Below are 18,332 nucleotides of genomic sequence, written 5' to 3'. Positions count from 1 at the left end.
ACATGACGGACGCGACCACCGGCCAGGGCGCCGACGGCGCACGGCGCGGCGAGAAGACGACGGGCGAGGGCCTCGCAGGGCGCGCCTCTGTGACGGGCGGCCAGTCGAACCTTCCCCAGGGCGACCGCTCCAAGGGCCCCCAGGGCCAGGAGAGCGCCCCTCTCGTGGCGGGCCACGACACGCGCGACACCACCTCCGGTGCCGAGCGGACCGACACGGGCGACGGCTCACGCTCGCCCCTCGTCGCCGGTCCCGCCGGGCACGAGACGGCGACCAAGGGCCGGGACACGGCCGCGACGACGGCCAAGGGCGAGGGTGCGCAGCGCGGCCGACTGCTTCCGCACGACGAGTGCGACAAGCTCTCGCTGCAGCTCCAGCACGCGGTCGCCGGGTTCGTCGACGAGCCCCGGAACGCCGTCGAGGAGGCCGACCACGTGATGGAGGAGCTGGCCTCCCGCGTCACGGACGCCCTGACCCACCGCCGCCGCACCCTGCGCACGTCCTGGCAGGACGGCGAGGACAAGCACGGGAACGCCGGCGACACCGAGCAGCTCCGCCTCGCCCTGCGCGACTACCGCGAGCTGGCGGACCGGCTACTGCACCTCTGACCTGCCCGCCGCCGCGCGGCGTTCCCGCCACTGCCGTACGACGTCCTCGACGTCGTACGGCTTTTTTCCGAGCGGGGGGCCGGGCGGCGGCCTGAACATCATCTCGCGGATCTTGACGTTGACGTCCGTGATCAGTTTCCGGACGATCCGCTCGGAGGGCGCCGCGAACGCGGCGGTGAGGGTGTCCTCGGCCTCCTTGCGCAGGGCCAGTGCGGGCGGCAGCACGGCGAGACCCTCGCGGGCCATCTTGCGCCTGATCCACCAGAGTTCGTCGTACGGGCTGTCGAGATCGGCGGGCAGGGGCTCGCCCACGCCGGGGAGTCGGTCGAAGTCGCCGCGGCCCTGCGCGTCTTGGATCTGCCTGTCGACCCAGGACTCGAACGGGACGCCGGGTGGCTTTCGCTCGGTCATGAGTCCATTGTGCCGGACGCGGAATGGCCGGGCGATTTATCATGCGGCCGCTGTGCAAGCACACTTGCACAGGGACATTTCAGCAACTGCACAAGGGAGCGCACGTGCTCGAACTCACCATGGCCGCCGTATCCGCGGCGGAGGAGGGTGCCACGGCCGGCATGCAGATGGCCGACGCGCCCAGTGATCCGGGCGCCGTGCTGCGGGTGGGCCGCGACAAGTCCGTGTGCCGCCTCTCGACGCCCGACGACTGGCTGTTCGTCTCCCGGGTCCATCTGGAGTTCCTGTGCGGCCCCGAGGGCGCCTGGCAGGTCACCTGGCTCCAGGGCTCGCAGCCCGAACCGTCCTCCGAGGTGCACCTGGTGGTCGGCCAGTACGCGCAGCCGCTCGTCTACGGCGGGAGCATCCCGCTGCCCAGGGGCGGCAACGGCGAGATCGTCATCCGGGACCGCACCGCCCCCCGTACCGTCAACGTGGGTTTCTACCACGAGGCTTGATTTTCTCAGGGCCCCGCAGTGGGCTACGGCAGCACCCGCGCCAGCGCGAAGCCGTCGTAGCCCTTGCTGCCCACCGTCTGGATCGCGGTGCCGCTCAACCTCGGGTGGGAGCCGATCAGTTCGATCGCGGCCCGGGTCCCGGTGACGTCCGGATCCGTGCTGCCGGAGTCGGCGACGCGGCCCCCGCGGACGACGTTGTCGACGATGATCAGGCTGCCCGGGCGGGTCAGCTTCAGGGCCCACTCCACGTAGTGCGGGTTGTTGTCCTTGTCGGCGTCGATGAAGACGAGGTCGAAAGGGGCCGGGGCCTCGTCGGCGAGGCGGGGCAGCGACTCCAGGGCCGGGCCGACCCGGATCTCGACGAGCTTGTCGAGGCCGGCCCGCGCGATGTTGCGGGTCGCGACCTCGGCGTGCCGGGGGCTGTACTCCAGCGAGACCAGCCGGCCGTCGGCGGGCAGCGCGCGGGCCAGCCAGATGGTGCTGTAGCCGCCGAGGGTGCCGATCTCCAGAATGTTCCGGGCGCCCTGGATCTGGGCGAACAGCTGGAGGAGCTTGGCCTGCGGGGCGGCGACGGCGATCCGCGGGAGCCCGGCCGCCTCGCTGTCGCGCAGGGCCGCGGCCAGCACTTCGTCGTCGGGCGTGAGGTGGGTGGTGAAGTAGTCGTCGACGTCGTCCCAGATCTTCGACTCGCTCATGCGAACTGTGCCTTTCGGGTGGCTAGTTGACCGGTGAGGGTGGTTGCAGCGGCTTGGGCGGGATCACCGGGCGCCGGGAGCGCCGTACGGCGAGCAGGACCGCGGCCGTGACGGCCAGCGCGAGACCGCCGACGACCGTCAGCAGCCATGCCGGGGCCCCGGCCACCGTCCGCAGCCGGTCCTCGTAGATCACCTGCTGGAACGTGGTGTCGGACGCCGTCCGGCGCAGCACGTGGTCGCCGTCGATCAGGGCCGGGGTGGGGAACTCCTGGCCCACGGAGGTCAGGAACGGTGTGCCCCGCGCCAGCTCGGCGAGCGGGCCGGACTTCGCGCTCACCCGGCCGGCGAAGGTGACCCGGGGCCGCTCCCCGCCGATCTCGGAGGCGGGCTCCATGCGGTGCGGGGCCAGGACGTACAGGCCCAGCGACTGCGGGGTCCGCGCGAGGCGGGACAGCCGCATCGGGTAGACCGGCCTGTCGGCGGAGAAGGTGAGGTGGAGCGGATCCAGGGCGCCGCTGAGGGCGGCGCCGGAGGTCTCGGGGGCCAGTCGCACCGCCACGTACTCCCAGCGGTCCTGGACGTAGGGCTCGAGTGCGGTGCTGAGGCGGGGCGGGAGGGCGAAGCCGTTGCTGTCCAGCCAGTCGCCCAGGGCGTCCGGGTCGGTCGCGGTCAGCCGGGCCACGTCGAAGGGGCCGAGCTTCTGGCGGCCGACCACGCTCACGGGCGGCTCGGCGCCGACCCCGGCGCCCGGCGGTGGGGCCCCGGTGTCGGGGCCGCCGTCGCCGGAGACGAGCGGCCAGTCGCCGTCCTGGGGCCAGAAGTGGTGGCGCGTGCGGTGCACCGGCGCGGTGGCCGCGTCCAGTTCGTCGAAGAGGGCCGGATCGCCGAGCTCGACGGTCGCCCGGTGGGGCACCGGCATGACCCAGGCGGCCCGGTCGCTGTCGCCGTTCACCGTCAGCCGCATCACGATCTGTTCCTGGGTGCCGTCCCAGCGCACGACGGACACCTCGCGCGACACGCCGACGCGCCGGGCGGTGTCCGGGATCAGGGCGCCGCAGCCGCACGCGTAGGCGGGGGCGACGAGCGAGCCGATCTGGGTGGCGAGTAACGCCAGAACGACCGCGAGCACGCGCCGACGCGCCCGCCCTCGTAGGAAACCGACCATTTCCCCAGACCCCTCCGCCGTACCGTCGACGGCTTCAGACGGTAGTACGGCGGGAGCATACGGTTCCGTTCCGTCCGGCACCGTAAGTGATCCACGTCGCGGCCGACGAGGCGGAGCGCCCGGCCGCGGACTATCGTCATTCGGACAAAAGCATGACGGACGTCAGGTGAGGCGGGGGCAGCCTGCGTCTCTCTCCGGGGGTGACGCGAGCCCTGAATAAGGTTCGCAAAGCAGCCCTCACGCATCCAATGCGTGGGAAAACGGGGCGGGAGGCCTACGAGGCGTGGCGAATGCGGAACACAGCGGAGCGACGGACGCCGAGACGGTACGGGCACGCGTGCGCGTGGCCCGCCTGGGACTGTGGCTGATCGCCGCGATACTGGCCGTCCGGCAGGTGGCCGTCGTCCTGAGCACCCCCGACGGGGAGCGGCTGACCGATCTGGAGACCTGGGTCGGCCCGGACGGCGTCCTGCATGTGAAGGGCTCGCTGTACGACTCGACCCTGTTCACCGGTACCCCCTTCGGGGGACTTGTCCTGAAGCCGTTGACACGTGCCGCCGAGCAGGCGCTCGGCTGGGGCTGGACCTTCGGCACGCTGCTCCTGGTCGCCGCGCTCGGCCTCGTCGCCGCGCGGGCGCTTCCTCATCCGGTGAACAGACGTACGTCGCTGCTGGCCGCGCCCGTCGCGATCAGCCTGCTGATGCTGTCGCTGCCGGTCCGCAACACGCTGTACCTCGGCCAGACGAGCATCATGCCGGTGCTCCTGGTGTTGCTGGGCTGCTTCGTCGTCCGCGGCCAACGAGCGGGCGGCCTACTGATCGGCGTGGCCGCCGCGCTCCAGCCGACGGTGCTGCTGTTCGCGCCGCTGCTGTGGTTCACGGGCCGGCGGCTGGCCGGGGTGTCGGCCGGCGTGACGTTCGCCGCGTGCACGGCGCTCGCGTGGCTGGCGATGCCGCACGACTCGTACACCTACTGGGTCCACCACGTGGCGGGCACGGGGCTCGGCGGCGCGGCGGACGGTCTCGCCAACCAGTCGCTGCACGGCGCGCTGCTGCGGGCGGGCCTGTCGGGGCCGCCGGAGATCGCGCTGTTCCTCGTGCTGGGCGCGGCGGTGGCGGTGCTGGCGCTGCGCCGGGCGGTGCGCTACGCCCACGACGGGCAGTTGCTGCTCGCGGTCGCGATCACGGGCTGCGCCGCGATCCTGATCTCGCCGACGACCTGGCAGCACCAGCTGCTGTGGGTGCTGCTCGCGGTGGTCGGGCGGGTCGGGAAGCGGGCGTCGGACCGGTATGTGTGGCCGGTGGCGGTGGTGCTGGTGATGACCCTGCCGACGAAGATGATGCTGCCGAACATGTCGTCGCTGTACCCGTTGCGCGACAACATCGTGCTGCTGGCGGCCCTCGCGGCGGCGACCGTGATCCCGTTCCTGTCCCGCACCTCGCCGTACTACCAGACCGCGATCCCCGCGGAGTACGCCGAGCCGGTTCCGACCCGCTTCCGGCGGGTGCCGCTGCTGCCGTTCCTGAAGCGGGTGCTGACCCGCCCGAACCTGCTCCTCGAACTCCTGCTGATCCGGGTGACGTACGCGGCCTACCAGAAGGTGCGGCTGGCGGCGACGGGCGGCAGCAACTCGCAGGGCCGGGCGCGGGCGGAGGCACATGGGCAGCAGATCCTCGATCTGGAGCGTTGGCTCCACCTCGACATCGAGCACTGGGCCAACCACGCGGTGGTCAGGATCGCCTGGCTGCGCGACTTCTTCGACTTCTACTACACGTCCTTCCACTTCGTGGTGCCGCTGTCGGTGCTGGCGGTCCTGTACTGGCGGCGCCCGGTGGACTACCGCTGGGCCCGCGCGTCGCTGGGCTTCGCGACGCTGCTGGCCCTGGTCGGCTTCTGGCTCTACCCGCTGGCCCCGCCCCGGCTCATGCCGTCGCTGGGCATCATCGACACGGTCCACGGCGTCCAGGACTTCTCCAAGCCGGACTACGGCACCCTGACCGCGCTGACGAACCAGTACGCCGCGATGCCGTCGCTGCACTTCGGCTGGTCGCTGTGGTGCGGTCTGGTCATCGCGATCGTCGCCCCGAAGTGGTGGCTCAAGGCCCTGGGCCTGCTGCACCCGCTGTTCACGGTCACGGCGATCGTGGCGACCGGCAACCACTGGGTCCTGGACGCGGTGGGCGGCGCGCTGGTGGTGGGCGGCGGCTTCGGGCTGGCGTATCTCTTCCAGGGGCCGAGGGCGCGTACGACGGTGGCGGTGGCGGCGGACGTCAAGCACGAACCCGTGGCGACGGGCCTCGGGGGAGGCAGGAGCGGGACGTAGGGATGGGGTGCTCGCTGCCTCCCCCGGGTCTCTGAACGGGCCGACGGCGCCGGGAAGCCGTCGGCCCGAGTAGGGGTGGGTGCGGTCAGCCCACGCTCACCTGGAGTTCCTTCACGCCGTTGATCCACGCGGACCGCAACCGGCGCGGGTCGCCGGTCAGATGGAGGCCGGGCATGGCGTCGGCGATGGCGTTGAAGATCAGGTTGATCTCCATGACGGCCAGGGACTTGCCGAGGCAGAAGTGCGGGCCGCCGCCTCCGAAGCCGAGGTGGGGGTTGGGGTCGCGGGTGATGTCGAAGGCGTCCGGGTTCTCGAAGACGTCCGGGTCGTGGTTGGCCGAGGCGTAGAAGATGCCGACCCGGTCGCCCTGTTTGATCTTCTTGCCGCCGAGTTCCGTGTCCTGCGTGGCCGTGCGCTGGAAGCTGACCACCGGGGTCGCCCAGCGGACGATCTCCTCCGCGGTGGTCGCCGGGCGCTCGCGCTTGAACAGCTCCCACTGGTCGGGGTGGGTCAGGAAGGCGTGCATGCCGTGGCTGATCGCGTTGCGGGTGGTCTCGTTGCCCGCGACCGCGAGCGCGAGGACGAACATGCCGAACTCGTCCGAGCCCAGGTTGCCCTCGTCCTCCGCCGCCACCAGCGTGGTCACGATGTCCTTCGCCGGGCACTTCTTGCGGTCGGCGGCCATGTTCATGGCGTAGGCGATGACCTCCATCGCCGCCTCCTGGCCGACCTCCTCGGTGATCGCGTACTCGGGATCGTCGTACGAGATCATCCGGTTCGACCACTCGAAGATCTTGAGGCGGTCCTCCTGCGGGATGCCGATGAGCTCGGCGATGGCCTGGAGGGGGAGTTCGCAGGCGACCTGGGTGACGAAGTCGAAGGAGCCCTCCTGGGCGAGGGCGCTCTGGACGATGCCCTGCGCCCGGGCGCGCAGGGTGTCCTCCAGGGCCCGGATCGAGCGCGGGGTGAAGCCGCGCTGGACGATCTGGCGGACACGGGTGTGCTCCGGCGGGTCCATGTTGAGGATGATGAGCCGCTGGGCGTCGATGGCGTCGCGCTCGATGCGCTCGTTGAAGCGGATGATCGCCGTGTTGAGCATGGAGGAGAAGAGCTCGGGGTGCGTGGAGACGAACTTGACGTCTTCGTGGCGGGTGACGGCCCAGTAGCCCTCGTCCTGGAAACCGGCGACATTGTCCGACTGGGCGATCCAGTGGACCGGTTCCGTCCGGCGCAGCTCGGCGAACTCCGGGAGTGGTACGCGCTGTTGCAGCAGGTCGGGGTCGGTGAGGTCGAACCCGTCGGGGAGCGCTGGACAGGTCATGGGCAGCTCCAGCCGTGTTCCGGCAGTCTTCTGACGGTCCATCAGGTCGTGCCGTGAACGTAGTAACCGGTTCTAGAAGTAGCAAGAGGTGTGCACGACTCTTGCGGGGACGGACTCGGTATAAGCAGACTGCCTGTGGAACTAGAACACGTACTAGTTCCGCGTGGCGGGCCGGGCCGGGACGCCCCCGCGCCGCGCGGGTGAGAGCCTGTGTCATGTTTCCGGCCGGATCAGCGCGCGGCGTCTGGTGCGTGCGAGCGTGCGTGCCAGGCGGCGGGCGCCCGGCCGGGAACATGACACAGGCTCTTGAGGAGGAGAGGAACTCCCCATGGCCGCGGAACCCGTGATCGTCGAAGCCGTACGCACCCCCATCGGCAGGCGCGGCGGCGCGCTCGCCAACCTCCACCCCGCCTACCTGTTGGGCGAGACCTACCGTGAGCTTCTCGGTCGCACCGGCATCCCCGCCGACTGCGTCGAGCAGATCGTCGGCGGCACGGTGACCCACGCCGGCGAGCAGTCCATGAACCCCGCGCGCACGGCCTGGCTGACGATGGGCCTGCCGTACGAGACGGCGGCGACGACCGTCGACTGTCAGTGCGGCTCCTCGCAGCAGGCCTCGCACATGACGGCGAACCTGATCGCGGCGGGCGTCATCGACGTCGGCATCTCCTGCGGCGTCGAGGCGATGTCACGGGTGCCGCTCGGTTCGGGGTCCAAGCACGGGCCGGGCAAGCCGTTCCCCGACGAGTGGAACGTCGACCTCCCCAACCAGTTCGAGGCGGCGGAACGGATCGCCCGCCATCGGGGACTGACGAGGGAGAACGTCGACTCGCTGGGCCTCATCTCGCAGGAGCGGGCCGCTGTCGCCTGGAGCGAGGAGCGATTCAAACGCGAGACGTTCGCCGTTCAGGTGCCGACGACCGAGGACGAACAGCACGCCGGGCAGGGCATGTGGCGGCTGGTCGACCGGGACGAGGGGCTGCGCGACACCTCCATGGAGGCGCTGGCCGGCCTGAAGTCCGTCATGCCCACCGCCATCCACACGGCGGGCAACTCGTCCCAGATCAGCGACGGCGCGGCGGCCATCATGTGGGCCTCGAAGCGGATGGCGAGGGCACTGAAGCTGCGTCCGCGCGCCCGGATCGTCGCCCAGGCGCTGGTCGGCGCCGACCCGCACTTCCACCTCGACGGGCCGATCGACGCGACCAAGGCGGTGCTCGGGAAGGCCGGGATGTCCCTCAAGGACATCGACCTCGTCGAGATCAACGAGGCCTTCGCGTCCGTGGTGTTGAGCTGGGCGCAGGTCTTCGAGCAGGACCTGGAGAAGGTGAACGTCAACGGCGGCGCGATCGCGCTCGGGCACCCGGTGGGCGCGACCGGGGCCCGGCTCATCGCCACCGCGCTTCATGAACTGGAGCGCGTGGACAAGGAGTTCGCACTGGTGACGATGTGTGCGGGGGGTGGCCTCGCCACCGGCACGATCATCCAGCGGATATAGGCTCGACAGAGGTTGACGTGGCCTGATCAACTTGCCCGATGTTTCTCAACCTCATCCTCCGCGTCCTGCCCTTCTACCTCCGCGAACCGCTGGTCATCGGCCTCTGCCTCACCATGGCCGGCGCGTGCTTCTACTGGTTCGTCCAGGTAGGGGGCTTGGGCAGGGGCGGCTTCGGGCTGCTGTTCCTGGCGATCGCCGTCCTGCGTGCGTATCTCTTCCGTAAGGAGTGGAGAGCGCACCAGGCGGCGAAGGCGGGGGGTGTGGTCACACCACAGGTGTAGCGCCGCTCCAGGAGACGAAGTGGTGGAAGGCGGCGGGGGCGATGGTGAGGATCGGTCCCGTCGGGTTCTTTGAGTCGCGGATGGCGATGGTGGGGGGTGCTTCGGCGATTTCTACGCAGTTGCCGCCCTGGTCGCTGCTGTGCGTGGACTTGCGCCAGGCGAGTTGGCCGGTGGTCGCGCACTCGACACACGAGCCGCCCTGGTCGCCGCTGTAGCTCGACTTACGCCATTTGCTCTCCATAGCGGTCCTCCATCACGCGCCGGATCAACTCCGCCGAGTCCTTGAGGGATAGAGCGGCGGCCCGTAGATGATCGTAACGGAGCGCGCAGTCCTTGACGGTGTCCGGATTCGCGGTCGGATGCCCGGTGCCATAGCCCTCGGTGTAGACGATGGTCGGGTCGCTCGCGAAGCGGAAGATGTCGAACGAGCCTTGCAGGCCCGCGTGTGCCCCGGCTGTGAACGGCAGGATCTGGATGTTGAGCCGAGGGTTGTCCTCGAAGGACAACAGTTGTGCCAGTTGGCCTCGCATGGTGTCGCGATCGCCCATTTCCTGATAGAGCGCGGCTTCGCTGATGACAGCCCAGAGGACCAGCGGTTCCGCCTTGTCGAAGATGCGCTGGCGGGCGAGTCGTACGGCAGTGCGGTCGTCGAGGTTGGTCCGGTCCAGTGCACCGAGCACGGCGCGGGCGTATGCCTTGGTCTGTAGAAGGCCATGAATCAGGTGCGTATGGAAGGTGCACATCTCGATGGCTCGCGCCTCAAGCTCGGCCACCTGCTGGAACCAGGCCGGAAGTTGGCTACGCAGCACCAGGTCGACCAGTCGCGACAGCAGCCCGTCCGACCCCAGCGCCGCATCCGCCCGTTCGCTGAACTCCGGTGTCGGAATCTTCCGCGCGGTCTCGATCTGGCCAACCAGTGAGCCGGTGTAGTTGAGGATGTCCCCGAGCTGCTTCTGCGTCAGCCCAGCCGCCTCCCGCAGTCGCCGCAACTCGAAGCCGTAGTAATCGAGCGGTGAGGCCCCCGGGTCGAGGACGTTGATGTGCGTCACGAACTGCCCCCACTGCAGAGCTGGTTGTGTTCGGCCTGTAGCCCAGCGTAGTCGCGCCAGTTCAGGCTCGTACCGTGAACGCATACTTTCCCCCCATCCTCCTGGGTCCCCTCTCCACCCAGTAGTACCGCATGCGCCTCACCGTGGGCGAACACTCGGTCCGGTACATCCGCCGTATCGTCCGCTCGCTGCTCACCGACTGGGAACTGGACGAGCTGACCTACGCCGTGGAGCTCGGGGTGACGGAGCTGGTCGCCAATGTCGTACGGCATGTCCCGGGCCGGCGGTGTGAGGTGGTGGTGCTGCGTCAGGTGGCCGGCGTGCGGGTGGAGGTGGCGGATGAGTGTGTTCAACGGCCGCTACCGAGCGGTGAGTTGTCGCCGGACGCGGAAGGGGGGCGTGGGCTGCTGCTCCTGGAGGCGGTCGTGGATAAATGGGGTGTGACGGGAGTGCCCGGGGGTGGGAAGGTCGTGTGGTTCGAGTGCGGGGCGTCCGCGACTGTGGGTTGAAGGGCGGGGTGGGTGGGGGAGTGATCCGGTCGGCGGAGGAGTTCATCGCTCTGCGCTACAGCGACGACCTCGATGAACAGAGACGGGCGGGTTTGGAGTCGGCCTCCCTGGAGGTCTGGACGGAGATCGTCGAGCGCTATCCGGATGCTCGGTTCTGGGTGGCGCACAACAAGACGGTTCCGCTGGAGATCCTTCGCGCGCTGGCCAGCGACCCCGACTTCGCTGTGAGAAGCATGGTGGCCATGAAGCGCAAACTGACTCCCGACATCCTGGAGGGCATGGCGGCCGATTCGCACGAGCCCGTCAGATTGCAGGTCGCCCGCCACCGGCGGACCCCACGATCCGTGCTGGAGAGGCTCCTGGCGGACGACTGGAGCGAAGTGCGGAAGCTCGCGCGCGATCGGATCGAGAACGACGACCGATCCGCATCCCCGGGCTGACCGGCGATGAGTTTCCTCCGCCGCCGCGGTCATCACTGTCGGTAGAGGCGACGAGGAGGTGTCCGCGATGGGCGGATCGGCGGGGCGGGAAGCGTTGGATCGGCTGGGCGTGCTGGTCGGGGAGTGGGCGGTGGAGGCCGATCTTCCCGGGGCGGACGGGCCGCCCGCGCGGTGTGTGTTCGCGTGGGATCTGGACGGGCGGTTCCTGGTGCAGCGGACCGAGATCCCGGTCGAGGGGGCACCGGACAGCATGGCGATCATCGCCGTCGATCCGGAGTCGGGGGCGTACACGTACCACTACTTCGACACACGCGGTGTCGTACGGACGTATGCGATGACCTTCGACGGCGAGGAGTGGCGGCTGCTGCGTGAGACGCCGGACTTCTCGGCGCTGTCCTTCCGGCAGCGGTTCTTCGGGCGGGTGGAAGGCGATGTCATCCGGGGAGCCTGGGAGCTGTCCAAGGGTGAATCGGAGCCGTGGGAACGGGACTTCGGACTTGTCTACCGGAGGACTCGGTGACGGGGCGCGGTGAGATCGCGCGGGGGATCGTCGACGGGAACCGGTACATGGTGCTGGCCACCGCCGACGCGGACGGGCGGCCGTGGGCGTCGCCCGTCTACTTCGCGCACGAGGGGTACCGGGAGTTCTTCTGGGTGTCCTCGCCGGAGGTCACCCATTCACGGAACATCGCGGTACGGCCCGAGGTGGGGATCTCGGTCTTCGACTCGTCGGTGCCGATCAGTACCGGGCAGGCGGTGTACGTGGCGGGTGCGGCCGGGGAGGTCGTGGACGAAGCGGCGGCCGCGCGTGCGCTGGAGGTCTTCTCCCGGCGTTCCGTGGAGCACGGGGGGCGGGTCTGGACCCTCGACGACGTGCGGGGCGACTCCGGGATCAGGCTGTACCGCGCGGTGGCCGACGGTCACTCGATGCTGGCGAAGGACGGCAAGCCGGATCACCGGGTGCCTGTCGACCCGCTGCGGCCGTGATGAGGACGGCCGGCAGGTCGGCGAGTGCCAGGGCGCCCTCGGGATCGTCGGCGCGGCGGCGGATCCGGCGTACGGGGCCGACCTGGTCCAGGGAGACACCGGCCCGGGCCAGGACGAAGGTCAGGGTGAGGAACGCGGAGCGGGCACCCCTGGCCGTGAGGGGGAGTACCGGATCGGGCGCCCGGTCCTGGCTTCGGTGAGGCATGTGTCGAGGAGGGCGGGGAGGTCCGGTCCGGTGCCGTAGCGCTCACGGCCGGACTTGGCGTGGGCCGGGTCGCTGCGGAAGGGCGGGGGCTCGGGGGTGCCCAAGGGGCGACGTCGGGCCAGGTGAGGTCGTACGGGAGGAGTCCGCGGGACATCGTACGAATGCTCTGTCACCCGGGATTCCGCCTCAACCAGACATCGTCGCCCGGACGTTGGCTCCCGCATATCGTCTTCGCATGGAGAACGAGACGGAGACCGTCTGCCGGGTCTGTGGCCATGACGGCTACGAGGTGTTCTGGGAGGACGGCTGGCCCACGGCGGAGATCTGCTCGTGCTGCGGCAACGAGTCCGACGTCGGGGACAGCAGCGTCCTGAGTGTGCGGGGCTACCGCGGTTACTGGGTGGGGCAGGGCGCCCCGTGGCGCAGTCCGTCGGCGGAGCGCAAGCGCAAGAGCGAGGGCTGGGACCTGTTGCGGCAGCTGGCGAACATTCCGCCGCAGTGGCGCTGAGCCGGTCCCGAACGCGACGGCCCCTCCCTACTCCCGCCCCGACGCCACCACCGCCAGTACCCCCACCAGTACGGCCGTGACCAGCAGCGGGATGCCCAGTCCGTGGTGGAGCACCAGCCACGCCCCGAGTGCGGCGCCCACGACCATCGCGACGACCGCGGCCGAACGGCGGGGAGAGCGGGTCCCCGGTCCGCCGCCCGCGCGGGAGTCCGCGGCGAGGCCGGTCAGGGTCATGGTGAGGACGGTGGTCGTGATGTCGGGGACGCCGAGTCTGCGGACCGTGGCGTTGCGCAGGCCCATCGCGAAGGCCGTGACCGCGATGAGGGTGTAGACGGTGGCCGTGTCGTCGGGCGCGACGAAGGCGACCACCGCGGACGCGCCCAGCAGGGCCGCCTCCGCGGCGAGGGTGAGCCGGGCCCATCTGCGGCGGGAGCCACGGCCGAGACGTACGGCGGTCCGGCCGCCCACCACCGCGCCCACCAGGAACGAGGCGAGCGAGGTCACGGTGTGCGGTACCGAGAAGCCGGGGGCGCCGGCCGCGGCGAAGCCCAGCACCACCACGTTGCCGGTCATGTTCGCGGTGAAGACGTGCCCGAGGCCGAGATAGCTGACGGCGTCGATCAGACCGCTGACCAGGGTCAGCGCGAGCAGTACCGGTACCAGGCGGAGCCCGCGGTCCTCGGGGGCGGACTCCGTGGGCTCCTCAGTCTCTGCGCTCACCGGCCCAGTGGACCATGAGCGCTCCCGGAACGACGAAGGCGGCGGCCCCCTCGTTGGAGGGGGCCGCCGCCTTCGTACGTCAGTCTGCTGTCAGCCGGCTCAGTACCAGCCGTTGGCCTGCCAGAACGCCCAGGCGCCGGTCGGGCTGCCGTAGCGCTCGTTCATGTACTTCAGGCCCCACTCGATCTGGGTCTCGGCGCTGGTCTTCCAGTCCGAGCCGGCGGAGGCCATCTTGGAGCCCGGCAGGGCCTGGACCAGGCCGTAGGCGCCGGAGGAGGCGTTGGTGGCGTCGACGTCCCAGCCGCTCTCGTGCTCGACGATCTTGCTGAACGCGTTGTACTGGGCGGCGTTCGGGATCATCTGGTGCGCGATGGACTTGGCCTCGGCGGCCGAGGAGGTCGTGGCCGCCTGAGCGGGCGCCGCGGTCAGCACCAGACCGGCGGTGGCGGCGGCCATCGCGACGGTGGTGATGGCCTTCTTCGGGGAAGCGATGCGGCGAACGATGCGGGAGACGGACACGGAGAACCTTTTCTTCGGGGACAGGGAGTCGCGGGTGTGTCGTGACCGTGTTGAGCGGCTCTGACATGCGTTGGCGCCGAGGCCCGTGGGGCGGGTCGGCGCCGTGCGACGTTGTCCAGATAAACAGGCTCGGAGCCCGTCCGCAATGACCCCTTTTGCTAGTTGTGGTCGTATGTGTGGCGGGAGGGGGTGGTGTGATCTGGCTCTCAAAGCGCAGGTCAGAGGCCGTTATGGCGTGGACATGGCGTCCGAAATGTACTACTAAGGCGGTTAGTTCGTGATGTGGGTCATGTGGGGTGCTTCACCGCTCAACGAGGTTCGAATGTGACCGCGCTCTCGAAGGCCGCGCGCCGGGTGGCTCTGCGTAGCGCCCTGAGCACGGCCGGACCGAGCAGGAACGTCAGGACGACCGTGCACACCGCCCGGCCCAGGTCCCAGCCGAGGGATGTGGCCATGCAGTAGGCGAGGAAACGGGCCAGGTTCTCGGGGACCGGGTCCCCGGGGACGAAGGCGATGTTCGACGCCAGCGCGCCCATGAAGGGCCAGCCCGCGAGGTTCATCGCCGTGCCGTAGGCGAAGGCCGCCAGGAAGCCGTACAGGGCGAGCAGCCGCAGCTCCGCCCGGCCGCGGACCCGGGCCGGCAGCAGACCCGCGCCCATCGTGAACCAGCCCATCGCCATCATCTGGAACGGCATCCACGGGCCCACCCCACCCGTCAGCAGCGCCGAGGCGAACATCGTCGTCGAGCCGAGCGCGAACCCGAACCCGGGGCCGAGCACCCGGCCGCTCAGCACCATCAGGAAGAACATCGGCTCGATCCCGGCGGTCCCGGCACCGATCGGCCGCAGCGCGGCGCCGGTCGCGGCCAGCACGCCCATCATCGCCACCGCCTTCGGCCCCAGCCCCGCCTCCGAGATCGCCGCCCCGACCACGGCCACCAGCAGCAGCAACAACCCCGCGAACAACCACGGCGCGTCCTGCGTATGCGTCCCGACCTGCGAGGTAGGCGGCGCGAGAAACGGCCACCCGAAGGCGACGACACCAACCGCCCCGGCGAGGCCGAGGGCGGCGAGGGAGAAGGGGCCGAGACGGACGGCCTTCACGGTCTTCACGCGAGGCCCCCCTCGACGCCCGCCTCGAGTGCCTCCCGTACCTGTGTCACCGTGAGCCACTTCTGTGGGGCCAGGATCTTGCTGACCTGGGGGGCGAAGGAGGGGGAGGCGACGATGACGTCCGCCGCGGGGCCGTCCGCGATCACCTCGCCGTCGGCGAGCAGGACGACCCGGTGGGCGATCTCGGCGGCCAGTTCCACGTCGTGCGTGGCCAGCACGATGGCGTGGCCCTCGGCGGCGAGCGCGCTGAGGAGGGTGGCCAGCCGGGCCTTCGCCGCGTAGTCCAGTCCGCGGGTCGGCTCGTCCAGGAGGAGCAGGGGAGGGCGGGCGGTGAGCACGACGGCCAGGGCGAGCGCGAGCCGCTGGCCCTCGGAGAGGTCGCGCGGATGGGTGTCGTCGCTCACGCCCGGGAGGAGCTCGGAGACGAGGCTCCGGCAGGTGCCGGGGGCGGCGCCCGCGTCGGCGTCGGCGGCGGTGCATTCGGCGGCGACCGTGTCGGTGTAGAGGAGGTCGCGGGGCTCCTGCGGTACGAGGCCCACGCGGCGTATGAGGTCCTTGGGAGCCGTGCGGTGCGGTACGGCTCCGCCTGCCCGGACGGAACCGGAGGAGGGTTCGACGAGGCCGACGAGGGTGTTGAGCAGCGTGGACTTGCCGGCGCCGTTGCGGCCCATGAGGGCGATGGTCTCGCCGGGGGTGACGGTGAGGGTGATGTGGCGGAGGGCCTCGACGTGAGCGCGGCGGACCGAGACGTCGTGCACTTCGGCGGTGTGGGGGGACGGGGGGAGTGGGGTGGAGGTGGTGCGGGTGAACCAGCGGCGGCGGGTGGGGGCGCCCACTGGGGTGGGGGGTGTGGAGTGTTGGCGGGTGCGACCTGTCTGTGGCTGATCGCGCCGTTCCCCGCGCCCCTTGGCGGCGTCGGCCGACCCCGCGTTCAGACGTTCGCGCAGGTCTCCTGCCCTCCGGCGCGCATCCCTCACCGTCAAGGGCAGTGGGGACCAGCCCGCCAGCCTCCCCAGGTCCACCACCGGCGGGTACACCGGGGACACTGCCATGATCTCGGCCGGGTCGCCCAGCACCGGGGGCGCTCCCTGGCCCGGCAGGAGGGCGACCTGGTCGGCGTACTGGATGACCCGCTCCAGGCGGTGCTCGGCCATCAGGACCGTCGTCCCGAGGTCGTGGACCAGACGCTGGATGACCGCGAGGACCTCCTCCGCGGCGGCCGGGTCCAGCGCGGAGGTCGGTTCGTCGAGGACGAGGACCTTCGGGTGCGGGGTGAGGACCGAGCCGATCGCCACGCGCTGCTGCTGGCCGCCGGAGAGGGTGGCGATGGGCCGGTCACGGAGGTCGGTCAGACCCAGGAGGTCCAGGGTCTCCTCCACCCGGCGCCGCATCACGTCCGGCGCGAGGCCCAACGACTCCATGCCGTAGGCGAGTTCGTCCTCGACCGTGTCCGTCACGAAGTGGGACAGCGGGTCCTGGCCCACCGTCCCCACCACGTCGGCGAGTTCACGCGGCTTGTGCGTACGGGTGTCACGGCCGGCCACCGTGACCCGGCCGCGCAGGGTGCCGCCGGTGAAGTGCGGGACGAGACCGCAGACGGAGTTGAGGACGGTCGACTTGCCGGAGCCGGACGGCCCGACGAGCAGGACGAGTTCACCCTCGGGGACCTCGAAATCGACGCCCCGGACGGTCGGTTCGGCCACCCCGTCGTACGTCACGGAGACATCCTCGAAGCGGATCACGACGGCTCCTTGTGGGGGACGTTCGGGGCGATGAAGGCCGGGAGCAGTCCGACGAGGATCGCCGCCGCGGGCCAGAGGGGCAGGGTGGGGGCGACCGGCGGGATCACACCGGGGTGCAGGGCGGCGGGGTCCGTCGCGGACGCGAGGAACAGTGCCACCGCCGCCACCGCGCCGGAACCGGCGACGAGGAACGCGCGCGCGTTCCAGCGGTCCGGCCGGTAGCGGGTGCGCGGGGTACGCCGTCCGCCGAGGCGCAGACCCGCGAGGGCGGCGGCCGCTCCGCCGAGGAGCACGGGCAGACCGTACGTGCCGCCTTCGGCGGTGAGCAGACCGTACGTTCCCGCGCAGATGCCGAGCAGACCGCCGAGGGTGAGCGCGGTCGTCGTACGCCGGACACGGGTCGGGACGTCGGCGGTACGGCCGTACCCGCGCGCGTCCATCGCGGCGGCGAGGGCGACGGACCGCTCGAGGGCGCCCTCCAGGACCGGGAGTCCCACGTGCAGCAGGCCCCGCATGCCCTTGTCCGGACGGCCGCGCAACCGGCGGGCGGCGCGCACGCGCTGGACGTCGGCGATGAAGTGCGGCGCGAAGGTGAGGGCGACGACGACCGCCACGCCGATCTCGTAGAGGGCGCCCGGCAGGGACTTGAGGAGCCGGCTCGGGTTCGCGAGGGCGTTCGCCGCGCCCACGCAGATGAGGAGGGTCGCCAGCTTCAGCCCGTCGTAGAACGCGAAGAGGAGTGTCTCGCCGGTGACCTCGCCGCCCAGCCGGATGCCCTGCGCCCAGTCGGGGAGGGGAAGTTCGGGAAGGGTGACGATCACATGGGTGCCGGGGAGAGGGGAGCCGAGGGTGACGGCGAAGGCGAGGCGGACGAGGAGGACGGCGAGGGCGAGCTTGACGAAGGCGGAGTAGGAGCGGGACCAGGGGGCGTCGGGGCGGCAGGTCACCACGACGTAGGCGGACGTGGCGATGAGGAGGGCGTGCAGGAGGGGGTTGGTGGTGCGGGTGGCCGCGACACCGAGGGAGAGGGCCCAGAGCCACCAGGCGGCGGCGTGCAGGTTCCGCGGCCGCGCGAGGTCAGCGCGCATTCCCGCGCCGCCTCGCCTGCCACACCGCCGCCGCGCCCAGGGCCGCCACGGCGGCCGCCCCCGCGAACAGGCCCACGGAGGGGCCGCCGCCGGAGTCCTTCTTCTCTGCGGACGGCTTCTGTGCGGCCGTCTTCTGCGGGGACGTCGGCTCCTTCCCTCCGGCCACCTGCTCCCCGCACCCCGCCTCCGGATATCCGGCGATGGCACACAGCAGCGCGTTCGTGCCGTACCGCAACGGCTTCGCCACCGTCGCCAAAGCCTCGGCCGTCGTCGCGTCCTGCGACACCACCGCGCAGGCCGTGCGGGTCGCGGGCGGAGTCTCGCCGGAGGGCGCGTCCTGTGCCGTACCGGAGTCGATGACCAGCGCCACCCGCTTCCTGCCCTCCGCCGCCGGGGTCTGCGCGCAGATCGTCGCGAAGGACGCCGTGCCACGCGGCTTCGTCGCGTCCGCGGAGTCCTCACTGACGGCGAAACGGAACCCCTGCACGTCGCCGTCGGCGGGGACGGAGGTGGCGGGGCCCTGGGTGGCGTACGTCCAGGTCGTGCCCGTGCGGTCCCAGAAGGACCAGTAGCGGTAGCCGGCGGCGTGGGCGGCCTGGGTCGCGAACCCGAGGAGGAGGAACGCGGCCAGCATCAGGGCGGCGGCGCGACGGC

General features: G+C 70.9%; 22 protein-coding genes. 10 read left to right on the top strand and 12 right to left on the bottom strand.

The window, feature by feature from the left end; all coding sequences use genetic code 11:
• Positions 1–2: 2 nt before the first annotated feature.
• Complete coding sequence (locus OG381_RS16285) at positions 3–608, top strand: hypothetical protein (RefSeq protein WP_327716825.1); 606 nt, start codon at positions 3–5, stop codon at positions 606–608.
• Here the strand turns inward: OG381_RS16285 and OG381_RS16280 are convergent.
• Positions 594–1,019: a J-domain-containing protein gene (locus OG381_RS16280; protein WP_327716824.1), complete on the bottom strand. Its 426-nt coding sequence runs from the start codon at positions 1,017–1,019 to the stop codon at positions 594–596. The two genes, OG381_RS16285 and OG381_RS16280, sit on opposite strands and share 15 nt — an antisense overlap.
• A 104-nt stretch (positions 1,020–1,123) precedes the next feature.
• Between OG381_RS16280 and OG381_RS16275 the strand changes: the two genes are divergently transcribed.
• Positions 1,124–1,516 carry a hypothetical protein gene (locus OG381_RS16275; protein WP_327716823.1) on the top strand — a complete coding sequence of 131 codons (393 nt, stop codon included), beginning with the start codon at positions 1,124–1,126 and terminating at the stop codon, positions 1,514–1,516.
• 23 nt (positions 1,517–1,539) lie between these two features.
• Here OG381_RS16275 and OG381_RS16270 read toward each other — a convergent pair whose 3' ends face one another.
• Together OG381_RS16270 and OG381_RS16265 are read right to left on the bottom strand one after the other, a co-directional pair.
• The gene (locus OG381_RS16270; RefSeq protein ID WP_327716822.1) at positions 1,540–2,211 is read right to left on the bottom strand and encodes an O-methyltransferase; all 672 of its coding nucleotides are present in this window, start codon (positions 2,209–2,211) and stop codon (positions 1,540–1,542) included.
• Positions 2,212–2,233: 22 nt separating this feature from the next.
• Entirely contained in the window at positions 2,234–3,376 is a 1,143-nt protein-coding gene (locus OG381_RS16265) for a DUF2330 domain-containing protein (protein ID WP_327716821.1), read from the bottom strand.
• 283 nt (positions 3,377–3,659) lie between these two features.
• On the opposite strand from OG381_RS16265, the gene OG381_RS16260 reads away from it, so the two are divergent.
• Complete coding sequence (locus OG381_RS16260; protein WP_327716820.1) at positions 3,660–5,699, top strand: bifunctional glycosyltransferase 87/phosphatase PAP2 family protein; 2,040 nt, start codon at positions 3,660–3,662, stop codon at positions 5,697–5,699.
• 85 nt (positions 5,700–5,784) lie between these two features.
• On the opposite strand, the gene OG381_RS16255 is transcribed toward OG381_RS16260, so the two are convergent.
• Positions 5,785–7,020: a cytochrome P450 gene (locus tag OG381_RS16255; protein ID WP_327716819.1), complete on the bottom strand. Its 1,236-nt coding sequence runs from the start codon at positions 7,018–7,020 to the stop codon at positions 5,785–5,787.
• A 328-nt stretch (positions 7,021–7,348) separates the two neighbouring features.
• Here OG381_RS16255 and OG381_RS16250 point away from each other — a divergent pair, with 328 nt between their 5' ends.
• Both OG381_RS16250 and OG381_RS16245 read left to right on the top strand, forming a co-directional pair.
• Positions 7,349–8,518: a steroid 3-ketoacyl-CoA thiolase gene (locus tag OG381_RS16250; protein WP_266893136.1), complete on the top strand. Its 1,170-nt coding sequence runs from the start codon at positions 7,349–7,351 to the stop codon at positions 8,516–8,518.
• A gap of 38 nt (positions 8,519–8,556) precedes the next feature.
• Positions 8,557–8,799, top strand: coding sequence for a hypothetical protein (locus tag OG381_RS16245; RefSeq protein ID WP_327716818.1), 243 nt, complete (start codon positions 8,557–8,559; stop codon positions 8,797–8,799).
• Here OG381_RS16245 and OG381_RS16240 read toward each other — a convergent pair.
• Complete coding sequence (locus OG381_RS16240) at positions 8,783–9,040, bottom strand: DUF397 domain-containing protein (protein WP_327716817.1); 258 nt, start codon at positions 9,038–9,040, stop codon at positions 8,783–8,785. The two genes, OG381_RS16245 and OG381_RS16240, sit on opposite strands and share 17 nt — an antisense overlap.
• The gene (locus OG381_RS16235; RefSeq protein WP_327716816.1) at positions 9,021–9,848 is read right to left on the bottom strand and encodes a helix-turn-helix domain-containing protein; all 828 of its coding nucleotides are present in this window, start codon (positions 9,846–9,848) and stop codon (positions 9,021–9,023) included. The genes OG381_RS16240 and OG381_RS16235 overlap by 20 nt, the downstream gene beginning before the upstream one ends.
• A gap of 131 nt (positions 9,849–9,979) precedes the next feature.
• Between OG381_RS16235 and OG381_RS16230 the strand changes: the two genes are divergently transcribed.
• From OG381_RS16230 to OG381_RS16210, 5 genes are all read left to right on the top strand, one after another.
• Positions 9,980–10,357: an ATP-binding protein gene (locus OG381_RS16230; protein WP_327716815.1), complete on the top strand. Its 378-nt coding sequence runs from the start codon at positions 9,980–9,982 to the stop codon at positions 10,355–10,357.
• 20 nt (positions 10,358–10,377) lie between these two features.
• Positions 10,378–10,797, top strand: a complete 420-nt coding sequence (locus OG381_RS16225; protein WP_327716814.1) for a hypothetical protein — start codon at positions 10,378–10,380, stop codon at positions 10,795–10,797.
• A gap of 67 nt (positions 10,798–10,864) precedes the next feature.
• Positions 10,865–11,317: a hypothetical protein gene (locus OG381_RS16220; RefSeq protein ID WP_327716813.1), complete on the top strand. Its 453-nt coding sequence runs from the start codon at positions 10,865–10,867 to the stop codon at positions 11,315–11,317.
• Entirely contained in the window at positions 11,314–11,784 is a 471-nt protein-coding gene (locus OG381_RS16215) for a pyridoxamine 5'-phosphate oxidase family protein (protein ID WP_327716812.1), read from the top strand. Before OG381_RS16220 ends, OG381_RS16215 begins: the two co-directional genes overlap by 4 nt.
• Before the next feature lie 440 nt (positions 11,785–12,224).
• Positions 12,225–12,497: a hypothetical protein gene (locus tag OG381_RS16210; RefSeq protein WP_327716811.1), complete on the top strand. Its 273-nt coding sequence runs from the start codon at positions 12,225–12,227 to the stop codon at positions 12,495–12,497.
• A 27-nt stretch (positions 12,498–12,524) separates the two neighbouring features.
• Here OG381_RS16210 and OG381_RS16205 read toward each other — a convergent pair whose 3' ends face one another.
• The 6 genes from OG381_RS16205 to OG381_RS16180 form a co-directional block, all read right to left on the bottom strand.
• Entirely contained in the window at positions 12,525–13,217 is a 693-nt protein-coding gene (locus OG381_RS16205; protein ID WP_327716810.1) for a YoaK family protein, read from the bottom strand.
• A 99-nt stretch (positions 13,218–13,316) separates the two neighbouring features.
• Complete coding sequence (locus OG381_RS16200; protein ID WP_307031552.1) at positions 13,317–13,736, bottom strand: transglycosylase SLT domain-containing protein; 420 nt, start codon at positions 13,734–13,736, stop codon at positions 13,317–13,319.
• Positions 13,737–14,044: 308 nt separating this feature from the next.
• Positions 14,045–14,848 (bottom strand): ECF transporter S component, encoded by an 804-nt coding sequence (locus tag OG381_RS16195; RefSeq protein WP_327716809.1) that lies wholly within the window; start codon positions 14,846–14,848, stop codon positions 14,045–14,047.
• Positions 14,845–16,590 carry an ABC transporter ATP-binding protein gene (locus OG381_RS16190; protein ID WP_327716808.1) on the bottom strand — a complete coding sequence of 582 codons (1,746 nt, stop codon included), beginning with the start codon at positions 16,588–16,590 and terminating at the stop codon, positions 14,845–14,847. The genes OG381_RS16195 and OG381_RS16190 overlap by 4 nt, the downstream gene beginning before the upstream one ends.
• On the bottom strand, positions 16,587–17,678 hold the full coding sequence (locus tag OG381_RS16185) for an energy-coupling factor transporter transmembrane component T (RefSeq protein ID WP_327716807.1): 1,092 nt from the start codon (positions 17,676–17,678) through the stop codon (positions 16,587–16,589). Before OG381_RS16185 ends, OG381_RS16190 begins: the two co-directional genes overlap by 4 nt.
• Entirely contained in the window at positions 17,668–18,312 is a 645-nt protein-coding gene (locus OG381_RS16180) for an SCO2322 family protein (RefSeq protein WP_327722472.1), read from the bottom strand. The genes OG381_RS16185 and OG381_RS16180 overlap by 11 nt, the downstream gene beginning before the upstream one ends.
• Positions 18,313–18,332 lie beyond the last annotated feature (20 nt).

The sequence above is a fragment of the Streptomyces sp. NBC_00490 genome (assembly GCF_036013645.1).
In the GTDB taxonomy this organism is placed as follows: Bacteria; Actinomycetota; Actinomycetes; order Streptomycetales; family Streptomycetaceae; genus Streptomyces; species Streptomyces canus_F.
The sequence above is the reverse complement of the archived record's forward strand: the minus strand, read 5'-3'. Positions and strand labels throughout refer to the sequence as shown.